The sequence below is a fragment of the Segatella oulorum F0390 genome (assembly GCF_000224615.1).
Lineage (GTDB): Bacteria > Bacteroidota > Bacteroidia > Bacteroidales > Bacteroidaceae > Prevotella > Prevotella oulorum.
The window spans coordinates 1138010-1163145 of the sequence record NZ_JH114215.1; the positions used below are offsets into that span (position 1 = coordinate 1138010).

Annotated in this window: 23 protein-coding genes, 2 tRNA genes and 1 pseudogene; 2 read left to right on the top strand and 24 right to left on the bottom strand. The window is 51.9% G+C overall.

Going from position 1 to position 25136, the window contains the following annotated elements; all coding sequences use genetic code 11:
- The 10 genes and pseudogenes from HMPREF9431_RS13450 to HMPREF9431_RS12835 all read right to left on the bottom strand — a co-directional run.
- Positions 1 to 276: pseudogene (locus HMPREF9431_RS13450) on the bottom strand (hypothetical protein); the annotation flags it as partial.
- A 54-nt stretch (positions 277 to 330) separates the two neighbouring features.
- Positions 331 to 726 (bottom strand): hypothetical protein, encoded by a 396-nt coding sequence (locus HMPREF9431_RS04870; protein WP_004380042.1) that lies wholly within the window; start codon positions 724 to 726, stop codon positions 331 to 333.
- Positions 727 to 885: 159 nt separating this feature from the next.
- The gene (locus HMPREF9431_RS04875; protein WP_004380043.1) at positions 886 to 1977 is read right to left on the bottom strand and encodes a UDP-N-acetyl glucosamine 2-epimerase; all 1092 of its coding nucleotides are present in this window, start codon (positions 1975 to 1977) and stop codon (positions 886 to 888) included.
- 115 nt (positions 1978 to 2092) lie between these two features.
- Complete coding sequence (locus HMPREF9431_RS04880; RefSeq protein ID WP_004380044.1) at positions 2093 to 3046, bottom strand: SPFH domain-containing protein; 954 nt, start codon at positions 3044 to 3046, stop codon at positions 2093 to 2095.
- Between the two features lie 26 nt (positions 3047 to 3072).
- Entirely contained in the window at positions 3073 to 3519 is a 447-nt protein-coding gene (locus HMPREF9431_RS04885; RefSeq protein ID WP_004380045.1) for an NfeD family protein, read from the bottom strand.
- A gap of 35 nt (positions 3520 to 3554) precedes the next feature.
- Positions 3555 to 4457 (bottom strand): M48 family metallopeptidase, encoded by a 903-nt coding sequence (locus HMPREF9431_RS04890; protein WP_231287764.1) that lies wholly within the window; start codon positions 4455 to 4457, stop codon positions 3555 to 3557.
- Between the two features lie 130 nt (positions 4458 to 4587).
- Positions 4588 to 4661: transfer RNA gene (locus tag HMPREF9431_RS04895), tRNA-Arg, on the bottom strand.
- A gap of 26 nt (positions 4662 to 4687) precedes the next feature.
- Positions 4688 to 4761: transfer RNA gene (locus HMPREF9431_RS04900), tRNA-Arg, on the bottom strand.
- Positions 4762 to 4937: 176 nt separating this feature from the next.
- Positions 4938 to 6992 carry a molecular chaperone HtpG gene (gene htpG / locus HMPREF9431_RS04905; protein ID WP_004380048.1) on the bottom strand — a complete coding sequence of 685 codons (2055 nt, stop codon included), beginning with the start codon at positions 6990 to 6992 and terminating at the stop codon, positions 4938 to 4940.
- 274 nt (positions 6993 to 7266) lie between these two features.
- Positions 7267 to 7407 carry a hypothetical protein gene (locus HMPREF9431_RS12835; protein ID WP_155812939.1) on the bottom strand — a complete coding sequence of 47 codons (141 nt, stop codon included), beginning with the start codon at positions 7405 to 7407 and terminating at the stop codon, positions 7267 to 7269.
- Between the two features lie 37 nt (positions 7408 to 7444).
- Here HMPREF9431_RS12835 and HMPREF9431_RS12840 point away from each other — a divergent pair, with 37 nt between their 5' ends.
- The gene (locus tag HMPREF9431_RS12840; RefSeq protein WP_155812940.1) at positions 7445 to 7897 is read left to right on the top strand and encodes a hypothetical protein; all 453 of its coding nucleotides are present in this window, start codon (positions 7445 to 7447) and stop codon (positions 7895 to 7897) included.
- An 85-nt stretch (positions 7898 to 7982) separates the two neighbouring features.
- Positions 7983 to 8147 carry a hypothetical protein gene (locus HMPREF9431_RS13185; protein ID WP_196794557.1) on the top strand — a complete coding sequence of 55 codons (165 nt, stop codon included), beginning with the start codon at positions 7983 to 7985 and terminating at the stop codon, positions 8145 to 8147.
- Here HMPREF9431_RS13185 and HMPREF9431_RS12285 read toward each other — a convergent pair.
- The 14 genes from HMPREF9431_RS12285 to HMPREF9431_RS04960 form a co-directional block, all read right to left on the bottom strand.
- Positions 8110 to 8295, bottom strand: coding sequence for a hypothetical protein (locus HMPREF9431_RS12285; protein WP_196794558.1), 186 nt, complete (start codon positions 8293 to 8295; stop codon positions 8110 to 8112). The two genes, HMPREF9431_RS13185 and HMPREF9431_RS12285, sit on opposite strands and share 38 nt — an antisense overlap.
- Positions 8295 to 8669, bottom strand: a complete 375-nt coding sequence (locus HMPREF9431_RS12845) for a hypothetical protein (protein WP_155812941.1) — start codon at positions 8667 to 8669, stop codon at positions 8295 to 8297. The genes HMPREF9431_RS12285 and HMPREF9431_RS12845 overlap by 1 nt, the downstream gene beginning before the upstream one ends.
- 313 nt (positions 8670 to 8982) lie before the next feature.
- The gene (locus tag HMPREF9431_RS04910; RefSeq protein WP_004380051.1) at positions 8983 to 9891 is read right to left on the bottom strand and encodes a DUF6261 family protein; all 909 of its coding nucleotides are present in this window, start codon (positions 9889 to 9891) and stop codon (positions 8983 to 8985) included.
- Between the two features lie 256 nt (positions 9892 to 10147).
- A complete protein-coding gene (locus tag HMPREF9431_RS13190) occupies positions 10148 to 10291 on the bottom strand; it encodes a hypothetical protein (RefSeq protein WP_196794559.1) in 144 nt (47 codons plus the stop codon).
- A 164-nt stretch (positions 10292 to 10455) separates the two neighbouring features.
- Entirely contained in the window at positions 10456 to 12165 is a 1710-nt protein-coding gene (locus tag HMPREF9431_RS04915; RefSeq protein WP_040560863.1) for a fimbrillin family protein, read from the bottom strand.
- Between the two features lie 3 nt (positions 12166 to 12168).
- Positions 12169 to 12327 (bottom strand): hypothetical protein, encoded by a 159-nt coding sequence (locus HMPREF9431_RS13195; protein WP_004380053.1) that lies wholly within the window; start codon positions 12325 to 12327, stop codon positions 12169 to 12171.
- 357 nt (positions 12328 to 12684) lie between these two features.
- Positions 12685 to 14193 carry an MBOAT family O-acyltransferase gene (locus HMPREF9431_RS04920; RefSeq protein WP_004380054.1) on the bottom strand — a complete coding sequence of 503 codons (1509 nt, stop codon included), beginning with the start codon at positions 14191 to 14193 and terminating at the stop codon, positions 12685 to 12687.
- Complete coding sequence (locus HMPREF9431_RS04925) at positions 14190 to 15578, bottom strand: SGNH/GDSL hydrolase family protein (RefSeq protein ID WP_004380055.1); 1389 nt, start codon at positions 15576 to 15578, stop codon at positions 14190 to 14192. Before HMPREF9431_RS04925 ends, HMPREF9431_RS04920 begins: the two co-directional genes overlap by 4 nt.
- Before the next feature lie 630 nt (positions 15579 to 16208).
- Positions 16209 to 17627, bottom strand: a complete 1419-nt coding sequence (locus tag HMPREF9431_RS04935; protein ID WP_004380056.1) for a TolC family protein — start codon at positions 17625 to 17627, stop codon at positions 16209 to 16211.
- Positions 17628 to 17632: 5 nt separating this feature from the next.
- Positions 17633 to 20812, bottom strand: coding sequence for an efflux RND transporter permease subunit (locus HMPREF9431_RS04940; RefSeq protein WP_004380057.1), 3180 nt, complete (start codon positions 20810 to 20812; stop codon positions 17633 to 17635).
- A 1-nt stretch (position 20813) separates the two neighbouring features.
- Positions 20814 to 21893 (bottom strand): efflux RND transporter periplasmic adaptor subunit, encoded by a 1080-nt coding sequence (locus HMPREF9431_RS04945; RefSeq protein ID WP_004380058.1) that lies wholly within the window; start codon positions 21891 to 21893, stop codon positions 20814 to 20816.
- A gap of 694 nt (positions 21894 to 22587) precedes the next feature.
- Complete coding sequence (gene nqrF, locus HMPREF9431_RS04950; RefSeq protein ID WP_004380060.1) at positions 22588 to 23856, bottom strand: NADH:ubiquinone reductase (Na(+)-transporting) subunit F; 1269 nt, start codon at positions 23854 to 23856, stop codon at positions 22588 to 22590.
- 9 nt (positions 23857 to 23865) lie between these two features.
- Positions 23866 to 24492, bottom strand: a complete 627-nt coding sequence (gene nqrE / locus HMPREF9431_RS04955; RefSeq protein ID WP_004380061.1) for an NADH:ubiquinone reductase (Na(+)-transporting) subunit E — start codon at positions 24490 to 24492, stop codon at positions 23866 to 23868.
- Between the two features lie 14 nt (positions 24493 to 24506).
- The gene (locus tag HMPREF9431_RS04960; RefSeq protein ID WP_004380062.1) at positions 24507 to 25130 is read right to left on the bottom strand and encodes an NADH:ubiquinone reductase (Na(+)-transporting) subunit D; all 624 of its coding nucleotides are present in this window, start codon (positions 25128 to 25130) and stop codon (positions 24507 to 24509) included.
- Positions 25131 to 25136 lie beyond the last annotated feature (6 nt).

Genomic DNA, 25136 nt, shown 5'->3' on the forward strand with positions numbered 1-25136 from the left:
GACGGCCAACTTTTTGATTTTTCGGGCTCCGGAATTTTTCCGACGTACCGACTTTTTTGATTTTTCGGGCTCCGGAATTTTCCGACGACCGACTTTTTGATTTTTCGGGCTCCGGAATTTTCCGACGGCCAACTTTTTGATTTTTCGGGCTCCGGAATTTTCCGACGACCGACTTTTTGATTTTTCGGGCTCCGGAATTTTCCGACGACCGACTTTTTGATTTTTCGGGCTCCGGAATTTTCCGACGGCTCTATTATTCAGTTTTACCGCGTTCACCGCCACGCAAAGGGGCAGAGGGTTCCGCCGCCCCTTTCGTGCAGCGCAGCGCGATTACTTCTTGGGCTTGGCGGGCAAACGGAACGTCTCCTGGTCGATGACGAGCGAATGGTCGCTGGTGTCGATGCGGAAGTTTTGCTCAATCTCGTGGTCCAAGCCGGCGCGCACGAGCACGATGTCGGCATAGCCTTCGCCCGTGCTGATGACTCGCCACGAGGTGTAGTCAAACTTCAGTTTCTTGCTCGTCACCTGCCCATTGGCCTCCAACTTCAGCGATTTCGAACCGTCGTAACTGCGATATTCGCCGGCATTGGCGCGCATGGCGGCACTGTCGACCTTCACTTGGGCGGCGGGCTGCGGGGTCTGCTGCTGTTGGGGTTGTTTTTGTTGCGAACATGCCGCGAGGCCCATCATAAGTGCCACTGCGGCGGGGAAAATAAGTCTTTTCATCTGTCTTTTGAATTAATTTTACGCACAAATTTAGAAAAAAACTCGGCTGCGGCCAAAGCTTTGCCGCAAAAATGTGGGGCGGCCGAGCTGAAAAATGGTATGCGCGGCGGATGGCGCTGTCGCAACCCATCTCCCGAGCGGGTGCCGACCGAACGGCGTTTAATAGAGTATTTGCAGGATGCGCTCGGCGGTGCGGCCGTCCCAGCGCTCGGGCAGGCTCGATGTTTTCCACCGGCCGGCCACCATGTCGTCGACGGCAGCGTGGAGCAAGTCGGGATTTTCGCCCACGAGGACGTTGGTTCCCTGCTTCACGGTTTCGATGTGCTCGGTGTAGCTGTTGAGTGTGATGCACGCCACCTGGTTGAAGGTGGCTTCCTCGGCCACGTTGCCACTGTCGGTGATGATGCCGCGGGCGTGGGCTGCGAGATAGGCGAAGGCCAGATAGCCCTGCGGCGGCACGAGCGTGATGGCCTGGGCTTGCGGCTCATCGGCCAGCAAGGCCTCAACCACGTGGGCAGCCCGCTGGCGCAGCGGTGCAATGACGCGGATGCCCGTTCCTTCCACGCTGCGCGCGATGGCCTGCAATAATTGGCGCAGATGCTGCGTTTGCTCGATGAGCAGCTTGCGGTTGAGCGTGAAGACGATGTAGCGCTCGGCGTCGAGCTGCAAGTCGTCGAAGATGGGCGGGCGCCGGAGCGTTTGGTGGATAAATCGCAGGTTGTCCATCAAAATGTTGCCCACCATGTAAACCTTGCTCAGCTCGGCACCCTCGCGGTTGGCGATGCTGTTGTTGCTGGCTCCGGCGGTGAAGAGCACGTCGCTCAGGCCGTCGATCACCAGCCGGTTGATTTCCTTGGGCATCGTGATGTCGAAGCTGCGGGTTCCGGCAGCGATATGCGCCAGGCGCACGCCCGCCTTCTTCGTGACAATGGCCACGGCCATGGTGCTGGCCAAGTCGTCGACCACGAGCACCACGTCGGTGGGATGGGTTTGCAAGTAGCGTTCGAATGCTGACATCACCCGGCCGGTGAGCTCGTTGAGGTTCTCACATTCCACGCCCAAATAAACGCTGGGCGGCGCAATGGCCAAGTCGCTAAAGATGGTGGCATCCAAGGTGGCGTCGGCCGCCGTGCCCACATAAATCAATTCGGCGTGGATGGATTGATAATTCTTGTTTCCATGAATGGTGCGGAGCAGCGGCGCCACCTTGATGAGGTTGGGACGCGCTCCGCAAACAATAGCTATGTTCATTGTTTCGTGTTTATTTTTTAGAGATGGCCGAGGAGCGGCGCTGAATGGTGCCACCGCTCCGCCTGCGTCAAAAAGGCAACGCTCCGGGGCGCACAAAGCGCAAGCCCGGCGCATTTCACTCGCCTTTAAAAAGCTCTTTGATGCCGCCCACGCTGCCCAAGAGATTGGTGGCCTCGTAGGGCAGGAAAACGGTCTTGGTCTTGTCGCCTTCGGCCAACTGCTGCATCATCTGAATGTATTTCTGCGCCAAAAGATAGTTGGCCGGGTTGGTTGATTTGCCCACAGCCTCGGTAATCTTTTCAATGGCCACGGCTTCGGCTTCGGCCTTGCGTATGCGTGCTGTGGCTTCGCCCTCGGCGTTGAGGATGGCGCGCTGCTTGGCAGCTTCGGCCTTGTTGATCATGGCCGCCTTGTCGCCTTCACTCTGCAAGATTTGCGCCTGCTTGTCGCCCTCGCTGGTGAGGATAGTCGCACGCTTGTTGCGCTCGGCTTGCATCTGCTTCTCCATGGCTTGCAGCACGCTCTGCGGCGGCGTGATGTCTTGCAGCTCTACGCGGTTCACCTTGATGCCCCATTTGTTGGTGGCATCGTCGAGCACGCCCCGCAACTTGGTGTTGATGATGTCGCGGCTGGTGAGCGTTTGGTCGAGCTCCATTTCGCCGATGATGTTACGCAAGGTGGTCTGCGTGAGCTTCTCGATGGCGTTGGGCAGGTTGTTAATCTCGTAGACAGCCTTGAACGGGTCGACAATCTGAAAATAGAGCAACGCATTGATTTGCATCTGAATGTTGTCTTTGGTAATCACATTCTGACGCGCGAAATCATACACTTGTTCGCGCAAATCAATGCTCGTTGAATAGGCGTAACGACCGTTGACGAGCGTGACGATGCTCTTCGCCCGGTCGATGAAAGGTATCACTAAATTGATGCCGGGCTTGAGCGTGGCGTAATACTTTCCTAAACGCTCGATGATCTTGGTTTCACTCTGTGGAATGATGACAACTGTCATCTTCAAGAAAATAATGGCTAATGCAACGATTGCCACTAACACATAAATACCAATGTCCATGATTTAGAACTTTTAAAATGAATAAACTATATTAATTTCACTGTTACGATGATGGATTCGCGCGAGACGATTTCAACTCTGTTGCCGCTCGTGATGGGCATTCCGTTCTGGCTTACGGCTTTCCATTCGTCGCCGTCAACCTTCACATAACCGCTCGCGTCAGCCGGAATATCGGCTATGACAACGCCGATGCGGCCAATTAAAGCGTCGGCATTGCTCAAACGTGCGTCGCCCGCCGTGCGCAAATGCCGCACCAACCACGGTCGCACCAACCAAATGCTAAACACCGAAGACAGCGCCCAAAGCAGAATTTGAAGCCATAAGGGCGTGAAAAACGAAACAACTATCGGGACAACGGCGCCGACAGCAAGGCAAATGACGTAGAAATCGCCTGAACTCAGCTCTAAAATCAGACACAGCAAGAAGATGAAGGTCCAAATGAGCCATAAATGGGTGACTAAATAAGCTATCATAATAGAAAGAGGTTAAAGTGAAAAACGCGTGTCGACTATTTTCTGCGCCGGCGCGTTGCCTTAGTTTTCTTTGACGTTTTGCCCGAAGAAATCTGCAACGTAGAGGTCTTGGCACCCGAAGCTTCATAATATTTCTCTGCTGTGGGCAACCACTGACGAATGGCCGCTATACGTTTGGCGTCGCTCGGGTGGTCGCTAAACATGTCGCTGCTGTTGCCGCCACCGCTCTTCTCGGCCATGCGTTGCCAAAAAGGAATGGCTACAGCAGGGTCGTAGCCCGCCATTGCTGCAAAGATAAGTCCCATGTGGTCGGCCTCGGTCTCGTTGTCGCGACTGTAACGAAGGTTGGCAAAGCTAAATCCTTGCTGGGCAATGGCACCCGCAAGGTCGCCAACAGATGAGCCGGCGATGGCGCCAACAATCTGGCTTCCGATTTGTGTGCCGTAGCTCTGACGTATCTTCTTGGACATCTGCTCTGCGCTATGCTTAGCCACTGCATGCGCAATTTCATGCCCCAACACGATGGCCAAAGCCGACTCGGTTTGTGTAACGGGCAACAACCCTTCGTAAACAACAATTTTTCCGCCAGGCATACAGAATGCGTTCACGTTCTTGTCGGCCACCAAATTAAACTCCCAATCGAAGTTGTTCACCTCGTCAGCCGCTCCATGTGAGCGCAAATAATCCTCAACGGCATTCGCCAAACGGCGGCCAACACGCTGCACCATCGCCGTGCTCGCAGCATCTGTCGAACGCTTGGCCGTCTGCATGTATTTCGCATATTCCGACTTGCTCAAGCTCAACACCTCGGCATCGCTCACCAACAACGAGTGTTTACGCCCCGTGATGGGCACTGTCTGCGTCGTTCCACACGCACTAAAGATAAAAACGCCCGCAAGGGCTACCAAACTATATTTAATTTTCTTTACCATATTCATTTGTTTCATAATCCCTATTTTTCATGCAAAAATAAAACAAAATGACCGAGAGACAAAGGAATTGCATGTTTTTATTTCGTAAAAGAACACAAAAAAGAGGAGCTCCATTTAAGAACTCCTCTTCATGTTGTGACTTCGCTGGGATTCAAACCCGGAACCTTCTGATCCGTAGTCAGATGCTCTATTCAGTTGAGCTACGAAGCCATCCGTTTTAAACATTCTTCATGTTGTGACTTCGCTGGGATTCAAACCCGGAACCTTCTGATCCGTAGTCAGATGCTCTATTCAGTTGAGCTACGAAGCCTCATTCCTTGAATGCGGTGCAAAGGTAATGGTTTTTGGCTAAACTGAAAAGACAGCACTAAAGAAAAGGCTAATGATTAGTATTTATTAACAGGATTAACTGCAAAAAAACAAAAAGAAAAGCGGGAAATATGCCGCAACATATTCCCCGCCTTTGTGTATAATGTGTTCAGTGAACTACTTAATCAAGTCCACCGAGCGCTTCAAAAATGCATCTAATTCTTTACCTTTTAGCATGCCATTCTGCAACAAAGCAAGGTCAATTAGTTGATGAACAATGCTATTTTCTTTTGCATAGTTTGCAATCACCTCTTTTTGCTTATCTTGCTGCGCAGTGATTTCTTTTTGCGTGTTCTGCACATCATCTTTCTCCTGCTGCGTCAGCTCCTCTAGCTTCTTTGCGCTCTGTGCCTGCTGCAAAGCCGAGAGACGCGCCTGCAATCCCTTCAGCTCACTTTGAATGGGCTTGAGTGCTTCGCCCGTAGCAGCATCGCAATCGCCCAGCACTTTCTTCACCAAAGCATGGTCGCTGTTGAGCACCAAAGTGTAACTATCGGGCATTTGCTGATAGAAAGCCATGCCGGGTTGGAACTGGCTCATCTGCTTCATGCGCCGCATATATTCATTCTGTGTGATGACAACGGGTTGATTGTTCTCACCCAAGGCCTGCACCTCAACCATAAACTCCACCTGATTTAGATGTGGCATCTGCGAGCGGAACACTTGAGAAAGCTGCTCCGTCTGGTCGGCATTGAGCTCGGTCTTCTTCGCCTCATCCTTCACAATGAGCCGCTCAACGATATCGGCATCCACACGAGTGAAGCGCGACTTCTCGAATTTCTGCTCCAACAAGCCCACCAACGGCGTATCGAGCTGCCCATCGAACAGCAACACGCTATAACCTTTATTCTTAGCAGCCTCAATGTAGGAATATTGTTCCTCCACATTGTTAGCATACAAATAAATCAGGTTGCCGTCTTTATCGGTCTGGCTATCCTTGATAAGCGTCTTATATTCCTCAAACGTGTAATATTTGCCGTCGACATCTTTCAGCAGCGTAAAGTCCTTCGCCCGCTCATAGAAATCCTCCTGCGACAGCATGCCATAATGAATAAACAGCTTCAGGCTATCCCATTTCTCCTCATAAGCCTTGCGGTCTTCCTTGAAGATGCTTTGCAAACGGTCGGCCACCTTCTTGGTGATGTAGGTCGAGATCTTCTTCACGTTCGCATCGCTCTGCAAATAGCTGCGGCTCACATTCAGCGGAATATCAGGCGAGTCGATCACACCATGCAGCAACGTCAGGAACTCGGGTACGATGCCTTCCACCTGGTCGGTCACAAACACTTGATTGCAATACAACTGAATTTTATTGCGCTGCAGCTCAATGCTGTTCTTAATGCGAGGGAAATACAAAATACCCGTCAAGTGGAACGGATAATCCACATTCAGATGAATCCAAAACAGCGGCTCATCCTGCATGGGATAAAGCTCACGATAGAACTTCTCATAATCCTCATCCTTCAGCGTCGAAGGTGTCTTCACCCACAGCGGCTCCACACTGTTAATCACGTGATCCTTGTCGGTTTCCACCTGCTTGCCGTCTTTCCACTCGGTTTCCTTGCCGAAAATCACGGGCACGGCCATGAACTTGCAATATTTGTTGAGCAGCTCGGTCAGCTTGCCCTTATCCAAAAACTCCTTGCAATCCTCGCTCACGTGCAGCACCACATCCGTGCCACGCCCAGCCTTCTCGGTCTCATCAAGCTCATAAGCCGGCGTACCATCGCACGTCCATTTCACCGCCTTAGCATCCTCCTGGTAAGACTTCGTGATGATGTCCACACGGTCGCTCACCATAAAGCTCGAATAGAAACCCAAACCAAAGTGCCCAATGATGGCATTGGCATTATCCTTATATTTATCCAAGAAATCGGACACACCCGAGAACGCAATCTGATTGATATATTTCTCAATCTCCTCGGCCGTCATACCAATGCCGTTATCGCTAATCGTGATGGTCTTTGCCGCCTCATCCAACGTGATGCGCACCGCCAAATCGCCCAATTCGCCTTTATAATCGCCCTTCTCGGCCAGCGTTTTCAACTTCTGCGTGGCATCGACAGCGTTGCTCACCAACTCGCGCAAAAATATCTCATGATCCGAATAGAGGAACTTTTTTATCACGGGGAAGATGTCCTCAGTCGTAACCCCAATATTACCTTTTTGCATATCGCTTAACTGTTTAATTCGTTTTGCCCCACATATAGGCAAAGCCTGTGCCAACTGACAACTTGGCAGAAAGCATTTGTTTGCGAATGCTATTCCTTTTGTTCAAATGAATTTAAAGAAAGTACAATGCCGATGGCATAGATTTTCTCCCGCCGCCTTTCCTCAGGGTAGGCTCCTATCGTCGCCAACCCTCGGCTGACAAAAGTACAAGCCCTACAGGCCTGATTTCCCCCACAGCCATTCGCACACGCGAGTTAACGACATTCGCACAACATCACCCATCCAAACGGAATACGTAGGCCATGCACAATCCATCCCCAAACGAAATCAACCGTCCACGCACAATCTGCCCAAACGAAACCGTAGGGGCGGTGCCTGTGTGCCCGCCCGAACGTCCGCGTAGCGGCGTTTCCATACCAAAAATACACGCATGGTGCGCGGGGAATTTAACGATGGATGCGCCCCTACAGGGCGACACGGGCGGGCACACAGGCGCCGCCCCTACCAATCTCCACCAAGCCATGCGGTGTGCCATTACCTCATCACATTGTACATTCGATAGCCCACGCCAACCACACGGTGTGTTCATACCCCACCGTATTGCACATTCGATAGCTCCAAACCACGCGGTGTGCCCCTACCCCATCGGGGTTATACTTTCGATAGCGCAGGGTTGGCAAGTGCAACGCAGCCTACCCTGGGTAACAATGCAAGCGAGGAGGCTACCCCCTTGGGGGTTGTACTCTTTCTCATCGCACATCCTTACCACACGCGGCGAACAGATGGTTTCCTGCACGAAAATTGATTTTAAAAAGTACAATGCCGATGGCATAGGTTCATGTGTACCGTTTTCCCAACCAACAAACAAAACCACCCACACGCAATCCACCCAAACGAAACCGTAGGGGCGGTGCCTGTGTGCCCGCCCGAACGTCCGCGCAGCGGCGTTTCCATACCAAAAATATACGCATGGTGCGCGGGGGATGAACGATGGATGCGCCCTCGCAGGGCGACGCGAGCGGGCACACAGGCACCGCCCCTACCACGCTCCGTAATATTTTTCCACGCATTCCACACAAACAAAATAACCATTTACACACCATCCACCCCAACGGCATCAACCGTCTGCGCGCAATCCCCCAAACGAAACCGTAGGGGCGGTGCCTGTGTGCCCGCCCGAACGTCCGCGCAGCGGCGTTTCCATACCAAAAATACACGTATTATGCGCGGGAATTGAACGATGGATGTGCCCCTGCAGGGCGACACGGGCGGGCACACAGGCACCGCCCCTACCCATCTCCATTATATTTTTCCACGCAACCCACACAAACAAAATAACCATTTACGCGCAATCCAACCAAATGCCACCAACCGCCCACGCGCATAATTCACCCAAACGACATCAACCACCCACATGCAATCCGCCCAAACGAAATCAACTGTCCCACACGCAATCCACCCAAACGAAATCAACCATCCACACGTAATCTGCCCAAACGAAACCGTAGGGGCGGCGCCTGTGTGCCCGCCCGAACGTCCGCGCAGCGGCGTTTCCATACCAAAAATACACGCATGGTGCGCGGGGAATGAACGACGGATGCACCCTTGTGGAGCGACGCGGGCGGGCACACAGGCGCCGCCCCTACCCATCTCCACCAAACCACGCGGTGTGTTCATACCCCACCGTATTGCACATTCGATAGCTCCAAACCACGCGGTGTGCCCCTACCCCATCGGGGTTATACTTTCGATAGCGCAGGGTTGGCAAGTGCAACGCAGCCTACCCTGGGTAACAATGCAAGCGAGGAGGCTACCCCCTTGGGGGTTGTACTTTTCCCAACACATTGCTTTTTAATATCTTCCCATACACACAACACATCGGGGGCGGAAATGCATCGCGCACTCCCGCCCCCATTACTTAAAATAAAAAAGTGTGTGTATGTTATGATTTTGGTGTCACCGTGGATGACACCATTTGTTTTAAAACAAGTTATTCTTTGGGTGTCACCGTGGCATCGCCCTGACCTTTTCCACCCGGTTTGTCTTTACCATCGCTAGGTTTATCTTTACCATCGCCACCGTCGCCCGGCTTTGCAGCATCACCGCCCGGCTTCTTGCCATCGGGTGTTTTCCCGCCGTCACCAGGTTTCTTCCCATCGCCCGGTTTGTCGCCATCCGAAGGCTTTTTGCCACCTTTCTTTTTCTTCGGCAACACCTCATGTTTGTAGCGGTCGATGTGCTCGTTGAGGAACTTGGCCAAGGCGTCGTAGTCGGTGGTGCCCGAGACCATGGCCAGCGCATTGACGAATTTCACGAGGTGGCGATAGGCGGCATCGGTGGCCAAACGTGCCTGGCGGAGTTCGCCGGCGGCAACGGCCGATTGCGCCGTAGTGCGGTCGACGATGAACTGTTCCACCTTGGCGTTGGCCTCCTTCAGCGGAGCAACGAACAGCGTGAGCCCGAGCTTCGTCACCTGAGCAGCATACTTTGTTTCGAGGTCGGCGATGAAATTGTGCAGCAGCCCCGTCTCGCGGTCCAACTGCATCGCAGGGTCGATGCGATAATCCACCAAACATTGTTGCAATTCTTTCGCAGCCTGCGCCACATCGGCCACGGGCGCATCTGTCAACCCCTTAATCGATTTGCGCAACCCGCGGAAAATGTTGTCGCGCTTGTCGTCGGCCACCTTGATATCGTCGGTGATGAGGCTCTTTTGCGAAATCACCAAACAGCGATCCTCCTCTTTCACCGCGGCCGCCAACGCCTCGATAGCCTTTTTCGCCGCAGCATTCGTACTCAATACCGTCTCCGTCGCGAAACGGTCGCTCACCACCTTCATAAACTCATAGTGCGCGCCGTTGTTCAACTTTGGTAAGTCGATTGTCTTGATGTCTGTCATATTTTTATTTCATTTAATTGTTAAAAGCGAGCATGTAGCTCCATTTTTGTTTCATTTTTTGTTTCGGAACGCTTGCGGAAGCTCCGCAAGCACTAAATTTTTTGTTTTGTCATTTGCGGAAGCTCCGCAAGCGCTAAATTTTTTGTTTTGCTATTTGCGGAAGCTCCGCAAGCGCCAAATTTTTTGTTTTGTCATTTGCGGAAGCTCCGCAAGCGCTAAAATTTTTGTTTTGCTATTTGCGGAAGCTCCGCAAGCGCTAAAATTTTTGTTTTGCTATTTGCGGAAGCTCCGCAAGCGTTAAAACTTTTATTTTCACCTTTGCGGAACGGCGATGTGTGTTTGGAATAGTAGGGGCGGTGCCTGTGTGCCCGCCCGAACGTCCGCGCAGCGGCGTTTCCATCCGAAAATGATGTGCTTCCATGTGCAAACATTGTGTTTCCACCATCGCCCGACACGCCTAACGATGGATGCGCCCTTGCAGGGCGACACGGGCGGGCACACAGGCGCCGCCCCTACCACGCTTGACAACCACATCGGCCGCATTCCTGCAAAACTATTCATCATTTAGAAATACACAAATGGATATACACTCTGTTGATGCATATAGGGGAGATTTCCACTTTCGTAATTCCATCCAGCCTTGTCCAACCACATAGCCACGCTGATACTATGATTATTGGCATCTGTTCCTGATAGCGCCCATTGGTCGCCAACCCAAGTCGCACCTCCATCTGTGAAGACTTTTTTCAGCTTAGTAATATTTATCGGTACTCCCGGTATAGGTGTCGGGGGAGACCAGAAGTCGTAAAAGTCAGTAGGCATGTCGGCCTCTTTCAAATCGGCATAGCGTTTGAGCAATAACTTCACCTGACCTGCTGAAGGGAGGAACCATTTACCGATATTCGCTCCCGTCACGGGCACTCCCGGATTATAGTGTGCAGCATAATAGTAGGTGGGTAATAAGATCTGCTGTTCTGCGGGAGGGGTTGTAGCCATTGGCAAACCATACTCTGTGAAAGCTGTAGGGTTATAGTAATTGGTGGTGTAGGTATATTCATAACCTTTCATATTGTCAAACGAGCCATCACCTCCGGCAATGAAATAATTAGTTCCACGATAGCCCCAAGGTATAATGCCCAATCCTGCGTTTAACGCGCAGGCCGTTCCTTTATCCGAGGCCGATGTCTTTTCTTTCACCACGATGCCGATGGGTGTGCGCGACCCTTTGTCGCCGAGCGTACCAACGGTGCCATCACTGAAGAGATAGAGCACGGAGGGGCGGATTGTAATGTTATACACATAGCTATGATTGCGCTCGAGGAAATCTGTAGCTTGATGTGAAAAAAAGAAATGCGTTATGTTGTTATCATCAAAAATATCATGCTTCCCATACACGGTTCCTTCCCATCTAACATAGTGTGCCATAAACATCTGAAAATGCCCGGGATAATAAAGATAATTTGTTGAAGTCTTATAGATCTCCGTAACGGATGAGGTTGTATGGGGCTTATCGGCAGTCAAGGGTGTAAAATCTCCTGTTTGCGCCGCAACAGAATTTAAATAGCCTGTAATGGTGCCTTTTAAATTGTAGTTTGTCACCCCACAAGGTGCTATTGTTGGATCCGTAATAAAATTTATTTTTGCGCCCACACAAGGTGCCGTGTACGAGGTGATTTGAAAACGCACACGCGCATTTTGATGGCGCATGACAAAGGAAACAACGTCATCGCCCATATTACTTACTTGGTGTTGCGTGACGCCAATTAACGGCTGCAAGGCAGTTTGATTATGGGAATAAGTATAACTGAGGCTGGTTCCGTTATCAACTACAGCATCGTTGATACATACGAACGTGTAGGTCTCGCCGCTGTTCAATTCCCATCGCCCCGGAGGATTGGCTGTGAACACACCACCACTGACATTACCGTCTATACCATCGTGGCGCACATTCGAGGCATCAATGGCATAAATCTTATAATGCCCATCGGGAATGGGATTTGCAGCTCGTGTCTGCGACAGCCCGAGCGTATCGGGTTCGAGAGCTACTTCGGCAGTTAAGCCGTTGCCTAAATCAATCACTTCGGGTGTTTGTGCAGCACGTGTTCCCTTCTTGCTGATTGTGCCAGGAACAAATGCTTCTTCGTTAAACTGAAAAGTGATACCCTTGCCCACATTCACTTTATGGGCTTCATCCATAACGTTTTCTTCGCTGCTACATGCCATTAAGAGCAGGGCAGCTACGAAACAGAGTGCTTTTTGCATATTCTTCTTCATATTCTACTGTTCAAATTCGCCTCCATCAATTTCTTCATCCGAGCCCCATTGCTCTTCTTCGGAGTGAGGGGCATCCATTGTAACACTTGTTTTGTGTACTAACAATTCTTCCATCATGGGGAAGACTTCGCTCTTGGGAGCGACATAAGTTTTTTTCTTCATCTTTACTTAAATTTATTGTTGTTTTGAGTTACTGCAATGCATAACTTTTGAGCGCAAACGGCTCGATTTTTTCCACGAAAAAGGGCATGCAAAAAGTTTATGAAAAACTTCTTGCACACCCTTTGTTTATAAGTGTTTATGTTGTATATTACGCGCGCGTAGGAGCGGACGTTAGAATGTGTGTGTGTGTGTGTTACACAATTATTTGGATTGACCAAATAAATGGCATAAAAAGATGCAAAGAATTTTGAATTTCTTTGCAACGTCTGTATGCTATATGTAACCGACTTTACGTTCATGGGCGCAAAGGTATAAACTTTTTCGGGAAAAAGACAAATGATAGATGGAAAATTGTGATTAGAACTGGAAATAAATGAAGGGTTGGATGGTGGAGCTCTTCACCTGAATGACCATGTAGATGGCGGCAGTGAGCAGCAAGGCATAGACCACCACATTGCAGCGGCGCAACTGCGCAATGGTGCCTTCCTGCCAGGCGTCGGGCAAGAAATGGGTGAGATAGCCAAAGGCCATGAAGGCCAACACATATTGATAGCCCGCACACACCTGCTGCCACAACTCGGCATGGAAGTTGAAGAAGATTTGCCGCAACATGGTCCAGCCGGCAGTGAAGGTCTTTTGCCGAAAGAAAATCCACGTGAAGCAAACAAAGTGGAAGGTGAGCACGATGGCAATCCACTTGCGCACGCCATGGGATTGAAAGCTGCGCCCATGATGCAGCACCTCTTGACTGAAGAATTTATGCACGGCAAGTGCGATGCCATGTGCCCCGCCCCATGCCACAAAGTTGAGACTTGCGCCATGCCACAAACCGCCCAAGAGCATCGTGATGACGAGGTTGACATATTGCCGCAGCTTGCCTTTGCGGTTGCCGCCCAAGGAGATATAAATGTAGTCGCGAATCCAAGTGGAGAGCGAGATGTGCCAGCGCCGCCAAAAGTCGGTGATGCTCACCGAGCGATAAGGTGCGTTGAAGTTGATGGGGAAATGGAAGCCCAGCAGCAAAGCAATGCCGATGGCCATGTCACTATAGCCGCTAAAGTCGCAATAGATTTGCAGCGCGTAGCCATAAACGCCGAGCAGATTTTCCAACCCGCTATAGAGCGTGGGGTTGTCGAAGATGCGGTCGACGAAGTTCAGACTGATGTAATCGCTGATGACGGCCTTCTTAAATAGTCCGATGAGAATGAAATAGACGCCGCGCGCAAACATGTCGTTGGTGATGACGAGTGGGCGGCGTATCTGTGGTGCGAAATCGGCTGCGCGCACAATAGGCCCTGCTACTAATTGCGGAAAGAACGACACGTAGAAAGCATAGTCGAGCAGATGGGGCAGCGGTTTCAAATTGCCCCGATAGACATCGATGGTGTAGCTCAGGCTTTGGAACGTGAAAAAGCTGATGCCCACCGGCAGGAAGATGTCCCATGGTTGGAAATTGTGTTCCAATAGCTGACTCACCATGCCCGCGAAGAAGTTGGTGTATTTGAAATAGCCCAACAGTCCCAAATCGATGAGCAGACTCAGTGCCACCAAAGCTTTGCGCCAATGCCGTGCACGGCTTGCTCGCGTTGCATCAGCCGCAGCCCCATCGGCCAAGCGTTGAATGCCGCGCGCAATGAAGAAATCGCTCACGGTGACCACAGCCAACAGCCAGAAATAAAGGCCGCTGCTCTTATAATAAAAATAATAGGAGAAGAGCGTCACAAACACCAAGCGCGCATTCAGCCGCTGTTGCAGCAACATATAGATGAACGAGAAGCCCAGGAAGAGAAACAGAAACAACCCGCTCGAGAAGATGAGCGGCTCTTGCGGATGATACGCAAGCAAATGAATCAAACGGTCTATCATTGCAATTCCAATGCCTTGCGGCGTTTATAGTTTTCAAATCCGGCCATGAACGACGGAAACACCTTGCCGGCCACCTGTTTGCCACCACCGAAACTCAGATGGGTGTAGTCTTTGTTGGCCAAGTTGCGGTCGACAAGTCGTTTCATGCTGCTTTCTCCCCCCATGGCCTGATAGAGGTTGAGAAAGCCCACCCCACAATCGGCGGCCAACTGTGCCTGCAAACCCACCAACGCTTTTACCTCCTTCATGGTGGTGATGCCATCGGCCGTGCGCTGATCGCGGTCGGGCACGCTCACCACCAAGATACTGGCCATGGGATAGGATGCCCGCAAGTGCTCAATGGCGCGCTTCATGCGCTTCATATAGCTTCGCATCAGCGGCAGCGTGTTGCCCTGCACAGCAGCATTGATGCCATAGTGCACAACGATGAGGTCGTAGGGGCGCAAGCGTGCAAAACTCGAGAGCGTGGGCTGCGGAATTTGCCCTAACTGTACGCCCGACGAGCCACGCATGGAGAAATTGTCGAGAATGACGCCTTTGTTCGACTCCAACGCCATGCCAAAGAGCGTGGTGCGCGGTGTGACATCGGAGAAGGCATAGCGCACGCTGCGCATCAGGCCGCGCGTCTCAATCATCTGCACCCCATCCGACGGCTGTGTCAGATGCACCGAGGCTGGCTGGTCGTTGGCTTCGACGGTAACGCGAATGGGTTGCGGACTACGCAGGAACAACCGCGCACACTGCCACGAGCCCACATAGGGAAGCGCTCCCGAACCTTGTGTGGTGACCTGTGCGCCCTCTGCGGGCACATAATAGCGCTGCGCAATGCCCTGCCGCTGCTTATCGAAGGGCTTTTTCACCACGCTGAACTCCCTCACGCCACGATATTGCTGCTTCACCGTGCGGCGGAAAGCCGACAAGGGCGTACCACAGTCGACCCAGCCCACACCCGAACCGCCAAAGCGCTGCTGAAACAGCTCACGCAGGTTGCTCGTGAGGATGTCGCCTTCGATGAACGAGTCGCCGAAATAGGCAATGCGCACCGGCCGGTCGAGTTGTTTCACCTCGCTGAGCTTGGCATAGAACGCATCCATGCCGCCCGCCTTGCCGGCCGAAAAGTCGGCAATCGGCTCCACACCTTTGGGCCACACCTCCTTAAATGCCACCGCCTTGCCTTGCTTATTCTTCGTCACAACGGGCCGGGGCACCTTGGGGGCGGGCACCACATCGGGCTGCTCGCTCATGCGCTCGGGCAACAACTGGCTCAAGATGTTCACATGGCGCAACGCCGTGCCGCCAATGCTCAACGGCGGCAACTCGTGCATCAACAGCAACTCAGCAGCCACCAATCCCGTTAGTGTGAAAGTCCTTACCGACTGATTCATTCGCTTCCTATTTTTCTCCGCTCTAAAAATTTATGCGCGTGTGCTATCCTGCTCAAAAGAAACTACCGAGCCCACGCATCGCCCAGTAGCCAAACCGCTGCCGGCACCCTCGGGGGTTGCGCCGCAGCAAGTTTTTTGCAGTCTTCTTTAATGGGTGGCAAAGGTAGAAAGAAATTCTGGATTTCAACGCGCCTCGGCAGCATAGTTTTCGTTAAATTTTGAGTGCGTGGCCAAAGAGCGAATGTGTTTTGTGACGCGAAGCACTGCACTTTAGTCTCTGCGCAGTGGTTCGTGCTATCGATTGCACTGCATTTTGCCTCCGTGCTGTGGTTCGTGCTATCGTTTGCACTGCATTTTGCCTCCGCGCAGTGGTTTGCGCTACCGTTTGCACTGCATTTTGCCTCCGCGCAGTGGTTCGTGCTATCGTTTGCACTGCATTTCGCCTCCGCGCAGTGGTTCGTGCTATCGTTTGCACTGCATTTTGCCTCCGTGCAGTGGTTCGTGCTATCGTTTGCACTGCATTTTGCCTCCGCGCAGTGGTTCGTGCTATCGATTGCACTGCATTTTGCCTCCGTGCAGTAGTTCGTGCTATCGTTTACACTGCATTTTGCCTCTGCGACGTACTCTCGGTTAGAAAAAGCCGCGGTAGACCTCGACAGCAGCCGAGAGTTGCTGCAGTTGGGTGTCGATACGCTCCATCTGACAATCGAGCTGGTCGCGCTCGCTATCCAACACGTCGAGATAGGAGGCGCGGTTGTTGAAATAGAGCTGTTGTGCGGCTGAGACAGCACGTTGCAACGCCGAGTCTTGCTGCTGTTTCAGCTGGGCATAGTGCGCCAGGTTCCGCAATTTGGCCTGCAACGTGTGGGTTTCACCACACGCTGTGAGCAGCGCCTTGTCGTAATTATAGAGCGCCTCAATCTGCAAGGCATTGGCCTGTTCGAAATCGGCCTGAATGGCACGCCGGTTGATGAGCGGCGCCGTGAAAGATCCCAGCACGCTGAAGGCCACCGACTCGGGCGTGCGCACCAGGTATTTGGGGTTGAAAGCGTCTAAGCCCAAGGCCGCCGAGAGGTTGAGCGAGGGCAAAAAGGCCTTGCGCGCCGCCTCAACATCCCATTTAGCTGCACGCAATTGGTGCTCGGCCTGCTGCACATCGGCCCGCTGCAACAACAGCTGCGTAGGCATGATGCGCACGGTGGCAGGCAACGCGAGCTGCAAGAAGTCGCCGGCATGGCGCACAATCGGCGCGGGGAAACGCCCTAAGAGCAAGTTGAGATGGGTCTCGGTCTCCACTACGGCCTGCCGCAACTGCCATTCGTCGGCCTGTGCCTTGGCCAACTCGGCCTCGAACTTTTCCACGCCCAACTGCGTTTCGGCATCGGCCTCCTTCTGTATACGCGCCAGCTTGACGGCCTTTTGCTGCAAAGTGATGTATTGCGCCACCACGGCCAACTTGCTGTCTAAAGCCAGGAGAGTGTAGTAGTTTTCAGCCACATCGGCCACCAACTGCCCACGCAAGGCCCGCTGTCCAGCCTGCGAAGCCAAGAAGCGCTCCACGGCCGCCCGCTTGCCACTGTTGAGTTTCTGCCACAGGTCAATGGTCCAATCCACCTGCAGCGACGGCGCCAAGTCGGGGATGACCGTGGGGATGTTGTGCCCAGGCGTGAGCTCCGTGCCCACGTTTCCTGCTCCTTCGGCCGTATAACGCCCCACCTTCGACACACCGGCACCAATATTGGCCGTCACAGTGGGCAGCAAAGTGCCGCGCTTGGCAGCAATGGCGCTCTTGGCAATGACCAACTCTTGCAGCATGATTTTGAGGTCGCGGTTGTTGTGCAGCGCCGTGTCGATGAGGTTGCACAACGTAGCGTCTTGAAAGAAGTCGCGCCAGGCGGGCAAGGGTGTGAGTGTGTCGGTGGGCGTTGGCGGCAATTTAGCCAACGTGTCTTTGGGCTGCGTAGCTTGCGGTGTCTTGCAGGCTGTGAATGCCAGTACCAACAAGGCAGCAAGCGCCGTTGCAATGCGGGGACATTGATGAAGAGTCATGCGAATTACTTTTGTTCTAAATCCTTTGTATAACGTTTGTCTTTCTCTTCGCTCAGTGGCTTCTCCTTTTGGTAGTTCACCAGTTTGTCGGCCATGTTGGCGAAGATGTAATAGAGGCCGGGAATGAGCAGCAGCCCGCCCAACGTGCCGATCACCATGCCGCCCACGGCAGCTGTACCAATCGTGCGGTTGCCAATGGCACCGGCTCCAGAGGCCAACACCAAGGGAATGAGGCCTGCGATGAAGGCGATGCTCGTCATGAGGATGGGGCGGAAACGTGCGACAGCAGCAGCAATGGCGGCTTCGGCAATCGGTGTGCCGAGGTTCTTGCGCTGCACCGCATATTCAACCATTAGTACCGCATTTTTACCCAGCAGGCCAATGAGCATCACCAAGGCGATTTGCGCATAGATGTTGTTCTCTAAGCCGCAGAGCTTGAGCAGCAGGAAGGCACCGAAGATGCCCACGGGCAAGAAGATAATGACGGGCAACGGGAGGAGGAAGTTCTCGTATTGTGCAGCTAGAATGAGATAGACAAACACCAAGCAGACGATGAAGATGATAATGGCGGTGTTGCCTTGGTCGGCCTCATCCTTCGAGATGCCCGCCCAGTCGTAGTCAAATCCTTTCGGCAAGTTCTGCTGCGCCACTTCTTGTATGGCGCGCATAGCCTGCCCACTGGAATAGCCTGCAGCTGGTGCACCCGTCACTTCCGACGAATTATAGAGGTTGTGGCGCGTGATTTCGCTCATACCATAAACCTTATTCAGCGACATGAATGCGGCATAGGGCACCATCTGTCCATCATTGTTCTTAGCATAGAGGTTGAGCAAATCAGACGGGAAGGCGCGATATTGCGGCGCCGCTTGCACAATCACTTTATAGGGTTTACCAAAACGAATGAAACCCGTTTGATAGTCCGAGCCCACCAGCACCGAGAGATTGTTGAGCGCCTTGCCGGGCTCCACCCCTTTTTGCAGCGCCAAAGCGTCGTCGACATGGAGCATATATTGCGGATAGCTGGCCGAATAGAACGTAAAGGCATTACCTATTTCGGGGCGTTTGTTGAGCGCTGCCACAAAGTTTTTGCTCACGCGCTCCATCTCGTGATAATCGTTGTTACCTGTCTTGTCTAACAGGCGCAATTCAAAGCCGCTGGCTGCACCATAACCTGGTATTGAAGGTGGCTCGAAGAAGTCGATGTTGGCTTGCGTGATGCGTTTGCATTTCTCCTCTAAATCGGCAATAATCTGCTTGGCTGTGCGCTTGCGGTGCTTCCAATCCTTCAGATTAATCAAGCAGCTGCCCGAGTTGGCACTCGTTCCTTCAGAAAGAATTTCGAAGCCGGCCAACGACGAGACGCTCTCCACACCATCCTCTTGTTCGGCAATCTTCAACAACTGCTGCGCCACTTTGTTGGTGCGCTCGATGGTTGCACCTGGCGGTGTTTCAATCACAGCGTAGATCATACCTTGGTCTTCCTGCGGAATGAAGCCCGACGGAAGCCCCATGTTCACCCAATAGGCCAGTAGGCAGAACAGCAGAATGGCACCCATGGTGAAGGCTTTGTGCGTGACGGTGCGACGAATGAGTCGCTCGTATTTGAGACTGCCCAAATTAAACTGCGCGTTGAAACGTTGCAGTGCCCGCCCGATGAAGCCCTTCTGCACATGGTTCTCTTGCTCTTTGGTGAGGATGAGTGCGCAGAGTGCGGGCGTCAGCGTCAGTGCTACAAAGCCCGAGAACAGGATGCTTGAAGCCATCGTGATGGAGAACTGCCGATAGAACATGCCTTCGGGGCCACCCATGAACGCCACGGGGATGAATACTGAAGCCATGACCAGCGAGATGGCTATGATGGCGCCACTGATCTCTTTCATCGCTTTCTCAGTGGCCTCGACCGGCGACAGCTTGTTGCGCGACATTTCCACATTCACGGCTTCAATCACCACAATGGCATCGTCGACCACAATACCAATGGCCATGACCAACGCAAAGAGCGAAATCATGTTGAGCGTGATGTTGAAGGCTAACATGGCGATGAAACTGCCCAGCAACGACACCGGAACGGCCATGACGGGAATGATGGATGCACGCCAGTCGCCCAAGAAGATGAACACCACAATGGCTACCAGCACAAAGGCTTCGAACAGCGTGTGCACCACCTTCTCGATGCTGGCATCTAAGAAACGGCTGATGTCATAGCTAATCTCATAGTGCATGCCCTTGGGCATATCTTTTTGCAAACGCGCCATGGCCGCTTTCACTTGTGTGATGACGTTGCGCGCATTGCTGCCATAGGCTTGCTTCAACGTCACAGCTGCCGACGGACGCCGATTGAGCGTGGAATAAATGTCGTAGACTTCGCTGCCTAAATGCACGTCGGCAATGTCTTTCAAACGCACCATCTGTCCATCGCTGTTGCTCTTGATAATGATATTGCCATATTCAGCCGCGGTGGTATAACGTCCCGGATATTTCAACACAAACTCCTTGGCCTGCGGACGCAAGCCTCCACTCTCGCCCAACTTTCCGGGAGAAACCTCAATGTTTTGGTCTTCTAAGGCGTCGCTCACATCGTCGGTCGACAAACCATAGGCCATCATCTTGTCGGGATGCAGCCAAACACGCATGGCATAGTCGCGCGTGCCAAGAATATCGAGGTCGCCCACACCATCAACACGCAGCAACTCGGGCGAAATATTAATATCGAAATAGTTGAAGAGGAACTCTTGATCGACCTTGGGATCGTCGCTGTAGAGGTTGATATACATGAGGATATTGGGCTCCTCGCGCGAAATCTTCACCCCCTCACGAATCACTTCGGGTGGCAATTTGTTGGTGGCTGCCGACACACGGTTTTGCACATTCACGGCATCCACGTTGGGGTCGGTGCCCAATTTAAACACCACATTGATCTCGGCCTCGCCATCGTTGCCTGCATCGCTCTCAATATATTTCATGCCGGGAACGCCATTCAAAGCCTGCTCCAACGGAATGATGACCGATTTCACCAACAATTCGTTATTGGCACCGGGATAATCGGCCACCACATTCACCTTGGGAGGCGATATTGACGGAAATTGGGTGATGGGAAGATTGAACAGCGACAGCACACCAACGAAAGCAATGACCAGCGAGACAACAATGGAAAGCACCGGCCGGCGTATAAAGATTTTAAACATCCTATTCTGCGTTTAATTGACCCAACTTCATTGCTTCCTTTGGCGACACCACCCGCAGGCGCACCTTATCGCCTTCGTTCACCTTCTGAATGCCATCGACAAGATAGCGGTCCGTGGGGTGCAAGCCCGACGAAACAAGATAGAAACCGGTGCCCTCGGCCGCAATTTTGATAGCTCGCTGGTGCGCCACGTTGTGCTGATCAACCACAAACACATATTTGCGATCCTGCTGTTCGTAAACGGCAATCTGCGGTATCAGCAAGGCTTGTTTCTTATGTACAAAGAGTTTCACGGTGCCGGTTTCGCCATCGCGCAGCAGATTTTGCGGATTGCCGAAGAGGGCACACAACGAAATGGTGCCGGTAGCACGGTCGAACTGTCCCGAGATGTCGAGCACCTTGCCCCGGGCAGGAAACACATCGCCATTGGCCAACACCAGCTGAAGCGGCGACTGCGTATAGCGTTCGGGATGGAGCCGATAATCTAAATAATCGGTTTCTGAGATATTAAAATAAACCAACATCTTGCTATTGTCCGACAGATTGGTGAGCAACGTCCCCTGCTCCACCAAACTGCCGGGCTTGTTGGGAATGCGCCCCAGCACACCGGCAAAAGGTGCACGAACGAACGAGGGTCGCTTGTGCAACAAAGCCAATCGGTAGTCGGCCGCGGCACTATGATATTTAGCCTGAGCCATGCGCTGCGCATTGGTCGAAACAATTTTATTCTCGGTGAGCGTCGTAGCATTTTGCAATTCAATCTTCGCCTGCTCAGCCTCGGCCTTGGCCTTCGCAATCTCTTCGTTGGCCCCCAAAATGGCAATGCGAAACAGCAGTTGACCGGCCTTCACAGCCTGCCCCTCGCCCACATAAACATCTTGCAAAATGCCATCCTGCTGCGAACGCACATCGATGTTGCGCAGCGAAACAATGTTACCCACATAAGACTGCGGCAACGAGATATCGTCTACTAACGGCGTGGTGGCCGTGTAAACAGGAACCACTTCTTGATTCTTCTTGGAATGACAGCCCCACAACGCTAATAAAGCCACGAAGCATGATAAACTGAATACGCTCTTCATAAACCTCTTTCAAAAATTTTTGCAAAGATAACAATAATATAAATAGGTTGTAAAAATGGCACTTAAAACTTTGTAACCAAAGTTTATTGTGTGCTAAAAGTGGAGCAAACAGTGCAAAAATGCTGTTGCTCGCGTCGCATGCTTCGAATAAACACCTGTTGCGCCTTGCAACAACCGATTCGGGGGTCAATATGAGCTGTTGCGCCTTGCAACAACCGATTCGGGGGTCAATATGAGCTGTTGCGCCTTGCAACAAGCGATTCGGAGGTCAATATGAGCTGTTGCGCCTTGCAACAGCCGATTCGGGGGTCAATATGAGCTGTTACATCATTGCAACAGTCGATTCGGGGGTCAATATGAGCTGTTACATCGTTGCGACGACCCGTTCGGGGGTTGACAATCGCACGTTTTTGAGAAAAACAATCGTTCGGGGGTTGACAATCGCTCGTTTTTGAGAAAAACAGTCGTTCGGGGGTTGACGCTCACTCGTTTTTGAGAAAAACAGTCGTTCGGGGGTTGACAATCGCATGTTTTTGAGAAAAACAGTCGTTCGGGGGTTGACAATCGCATGTTTTTGAGAAAAACAGCTGTTCGGGCAAAATGAGCTATTGCAGCGTTGCAGCGGCCATTCGGCAGACAAAGAAAAGCGGCCAACAAACCTTTGCTTGTTGACCGCCTGCATACATATAACCATTTATCCAAAATTGTCGTACATAATGGCATCTTGCTCCACACCCAAACTGTCGAGATAGTCGGTGACCGTCTTAATGAGCATGGGAGGACCGCAAAGATAATATTCGCAGTCTTCGGGCGCTTCGTGATTCTTCAGATAGGTGTCGCGAATGCAATTCACGGCAAACCCTGCATAATACTTCACACCGGCGGCATCGGCCTTCGGGTCGGGCTGATCTAACGAAAGGTGGAAATGGAAGTTGGGAAACGCTTTCTCCAATTCCCAAAAGTCCTCCAAGAAGAATGCTTCGACCAGTGCGCGCGCACCATAGAAGAAGTGCATTTCGCGATCGGTGGTGTGCAGGGTCTTCGTCATGTGCATGATTTGTGCCCGCAACGGTGCCATACCTGCGCCGCCACCAATCCATATCATCTCTTTGCCCGAGGTGAAATTGGGGTGGAAATCGCCATAAGGTCCGCTCATCAGCACCTTGTCACCCGGCTTGAGTGAGAAGATATAGGATGAGCCGATGCCCGTGGGCACATTCTGAAAGCCCACTTGCGGACGGGGCAGGAAAGGTGTTGAAGCGATGCGCACGGTGAGGGTGATGATGTCGCCCTCGGCCGGATAGTTGGCCATAGAATAGGCGCGCACGGTGGGTTCGGGATTGTGTGCCTTGAGCGAAAAGAGGTTGAACTTTTGCCACGTGCCGATGTAATCGTCGCCGATGAGCGCCTTATCGAAGTCCTTGTCATAGTCGATGCAGTCGTAAGCGGGAATCTTAATCTGCGCATACGAACCCGGAATGAAGTCCATGTGCTCGCCTTCGGGCAAGGCCACCTTAAACTCTTTGATAAACGAACTGACGTTCTTGTTGGAGATGACGGTGCATTCCCATTCTTTCACGCCCATGACACTCTCAGGCACTTTCAGCGAAAGGTTTCCTTTCACCTTGCACTGACAGCCCAATCGCCAATGGTCTTTGATTTCCTTGCGCGAGAAGTGGGGCCGCTCCGAGTCGAGGATTTCGCCACCACCTTCTAACACCTGCACCTTGCATTGCCCGCAACTTGCTTTTCCACCGCAGGCAGATGGCAAAAAGATGCCGTTTTCATTGAGCGTCGTCATCACGCTGCTGCCCTGGGGCACGTTGATTTTCTTGTCGCCATTGATGACTATCTCCACATTGCCACTGGGGCTGAGATATTTCTTCGCGATGAGCAGGATGATGACCAACAGGAGTATGATGGTTAAAAATACTCCGATGCTATATAGTATAAATTCTCCCATAGTTCTGAATTAAATTTTTAAGCCACTGAATACCATCATCGCCATAGCCATTAGTCCCACGGTGATGAAGGTGATGCCGAGCCCTTGAAGTGGCTTGGGCACATCACTGTATTGCATCTTCTCGCGAATGGCACCCATGAGGACGATGGCTAAGGTCCAACCGAAACCCGAACCGATGGCGTAGACAATGGCATCGACAACATTGCCGATATACTGCGTGTTGCTTGGATCGAGGTTGATGCGTTGTTGCATAAACAGCGACGCTCCCATAATAGCACAGTTCACGGCTATCAGCGGAAGAAAAATACCCAAAGCCGAATAGAGCGAAGGGGAATATTTCTCGACACTCATTTCAACCAGCTGTGTGATGCCGGCAATCACGGCAATAAAGAGAATGAAGCTGAGGTATGACAAATCAACACCCTCGATAAGACAATCGGGCCCTAAGACTTTGGTTTGCAACAAATAGTCAACAGGCACCGTGACCAACAGCACAAAGGTGACGGCCATGCCCAAACCGAAAGAGGTTTTCACGTTCTTACTCACGGCAAGGAACGAGCACATGCCGAGGAAGAAGGCGAAAATCATGTTGTCGACAAATATCGAACGGAAAAATAATGATATGATATGTTCCATCTTTTCGTCTTGTTTTATTTTTCTTTATAGATATAAGCACGATGCACCCAAATGACACATCCCAACAGAATGAGCGCCATGGCAGGCATCGTCATCATACCATTATTCATATATCCGGCATCGTAAACCGATTGCGGAATGAGCTGGAAACCCAACAGGCTGCCACGACCTAAGAGTTCGCGAACAGCACCCACGATGACCAAAATCATGGCATAGCCCAAGCCATTGCCTAAACCATCTAAGAAACTCGGCCAAGGTTTGTTCATCATGGCGAAAGCTTCCAAACGCCCCATCAGGATGCAGTTGGTGATAATTAAACCGACATAAACCGACAGTTGCACGCTCACATCATAGGCAAAAGCCTTTAAAATCTGACTCACGATAGTCACCAAGGCTGCCACAACCACCAACTGCACGATAATGCGGATGCGCAATGGAATGGTTTTGCGTATCAATGAGATGATGACGTTCGAAAAAGCAGTGATAATGGTAACGGCAAGCCCCATCACGATGGCGGGCTTTAGTTGTGACGTTACGGCTAAGGCGCTACAAATACCAAGCACCTGAACCATGATGGGATTATCCAAATTCAGGGGATTGATAAAGGCCTCTTTATTTTGTTTACTAAATAAGCTCATTTGTTT

Bases quoted from the DNA above. Each gene is read 5' to 3' on its own strand.
- HMPREF9431_RS04870 (WP_004380042.1), bottom strand. From the start codon at position 726: ATGAAAAGACTTATTTTCCCCGCCGCAGTGGCACTTATGATGGGCCTC.
- HMPREF9431_RS04875 (WP_004380043.1), bottom strand. From the start codon at position 1,977: ATGAACATAGCTATTGTTTGCGGAGCGCGTCCCAACCTCATCAAGGTG.
- HMPREF9431_RS04880 (WP_004380044.1), bottom strand. From the start codon at position 3,046: ATGGACATTGGTATTTATGTGTTAGTGGCAATCGTTGCATTAGCCATT.
- HMPREF9431_RS04885 (WP_004380045.1), bottom strand. From the start codon at position 3,519: ATGATAGCTTATTTAGTCACCCATTTATGGCTCATTTGGACCTTCATC.
- HMPREF9431_RS04890 (WP_231287764.1), bottom strand. From the start codon at position 4,457: ATGAATATGGTAAAGAAAATTAAATATAGTTTGGTAGCCCTTGCGGGC.
- htpG (WP_004380048.1), bottom strand. From the start codon at position 6,992: ATGCAAAAAGGTAATATTGGGGTTACGACTGAGGACATCTTCCCCGTG.
- HMPREF9431_RS12835 (WP_155812939.1), bottom strand. From the start codon at position 7,407: ATGGAAACGCCGCTACGCGGACGTTCGGGCGGGCACACAGGCACCGCC.
- HMPREF9431_RS12840 (WP_155812940.1), top strand. From the start codon at position 7,445: ATGGATGCGCCCCTACAGGGCGACACGGGCGGGCACACAGGCGCCGCC.
- HMPREF9431_RS13185 (WP_196794557.1), top strand. From the start codon at position 7,983: ATGGATGCGCCCTCGCAGGGCGACGCGAGCGGGCACACAGGCACCGCC.
- HMPREF9431_RS12285 (WP_196794558.1), bottom strand. From the start codon at position 8,295: ATGGAGATGGGTAGGGGCGGTGCCTGTGTGCCCGCCCGTGTCGCCCTG.
- HMPREF9431_RS12845 (WP_155812941.1), bottom strand. From the start codon at position 8,669: ATGAACACACCGCGTGGTTTGGTGGAGATGGGTAGGGGCGGCGCCTGT.
- HMPREF9431_RS04910 (WP_004380051.1), bottom strand. From the start codon at position 9,891: ATGACAGACATCAAGACAATCGACTTACCAAAGTTGAACAACGGCGCG.
- HMPREF9431_RS13190 (WP_196794559.1), bottom strand. From the start codon at position 10,291: ATGGAAACGCCGCTGCGCGGACGTTCGGGCGGGCACACAGGCACCGCC.
- HMPREF9431_RS04915 (WP_040560863.1), bottom strand. From the start codon at position 12,165: ATGAAGAAGAATATGCAAAAAGCACTCTGTTTCGTAGCTGCCCTGCTC.
- HMPREF9431_RS13195 (WP_004380053.1), bottom strand. From the start codon at position 12,327: ATGAAGAAAAAAACTTATGTCGCTCCCAAGAGCGAAGTCTTCCCCATG.
- HMPREF9431_RS04920 (WP_004380054.1), bottom strand. From the start codon at position 14,193: ATGATAGACCGTTTGATTCATTTGCTTGCGTATCATCCGCAAGAGCCG.
- HMPREF9431_RS04925 (WP_004380055.1), bottom strand. From the start codon at position 15,578: ATGAATCAGTCGGTAAGGACTTTCACACTAACGGGATTGGTGGCTGCT.
- HMPREF9431_RS04935 (WP_004380056.1), bottom strand. From the start codon at position 17,627: ATGACTCTTCATCAATGTCCCCGCATTGCAACGGCGCTTGCTGCCTTG.
- HMPREF9431_RS04940 (WP_004380057.1), bottom strand. From the start codon at position 20,812: ATGTTTAAAATCTTTATACGCCGGCCGGTGCTTTCCATTGTTGTCTCG.
- HMPREF9431_RS04945 (WP_004380058.1), bottom strand. From the start codon at position 21,893: ATGAAGAGCGTATTCAGTTTATCATGCTTCGTGGCTTTATTAGCGTTG.
- nqrF (WP_004380060.1), bottom strand. From the start codon at position 23,856: ATGGGAGAATTTATACTATATAGCATCGGAGTATTTTTAACCATCATA.
- nqrE (WP_004380061.1), bottom strand. From the start codon at position 24,492: ATGGAACATATCATATCATTATTTTTCCGTTCGATATTTGTCGACAAC.
- HMPREF9431_RS04960 (WP_004380062.1), bottom strand. From the start codon at position 25,130: ATGAGCTTATTTAGTAAACAAAATAAAGAGGCCTTTATCAATCCCCTG.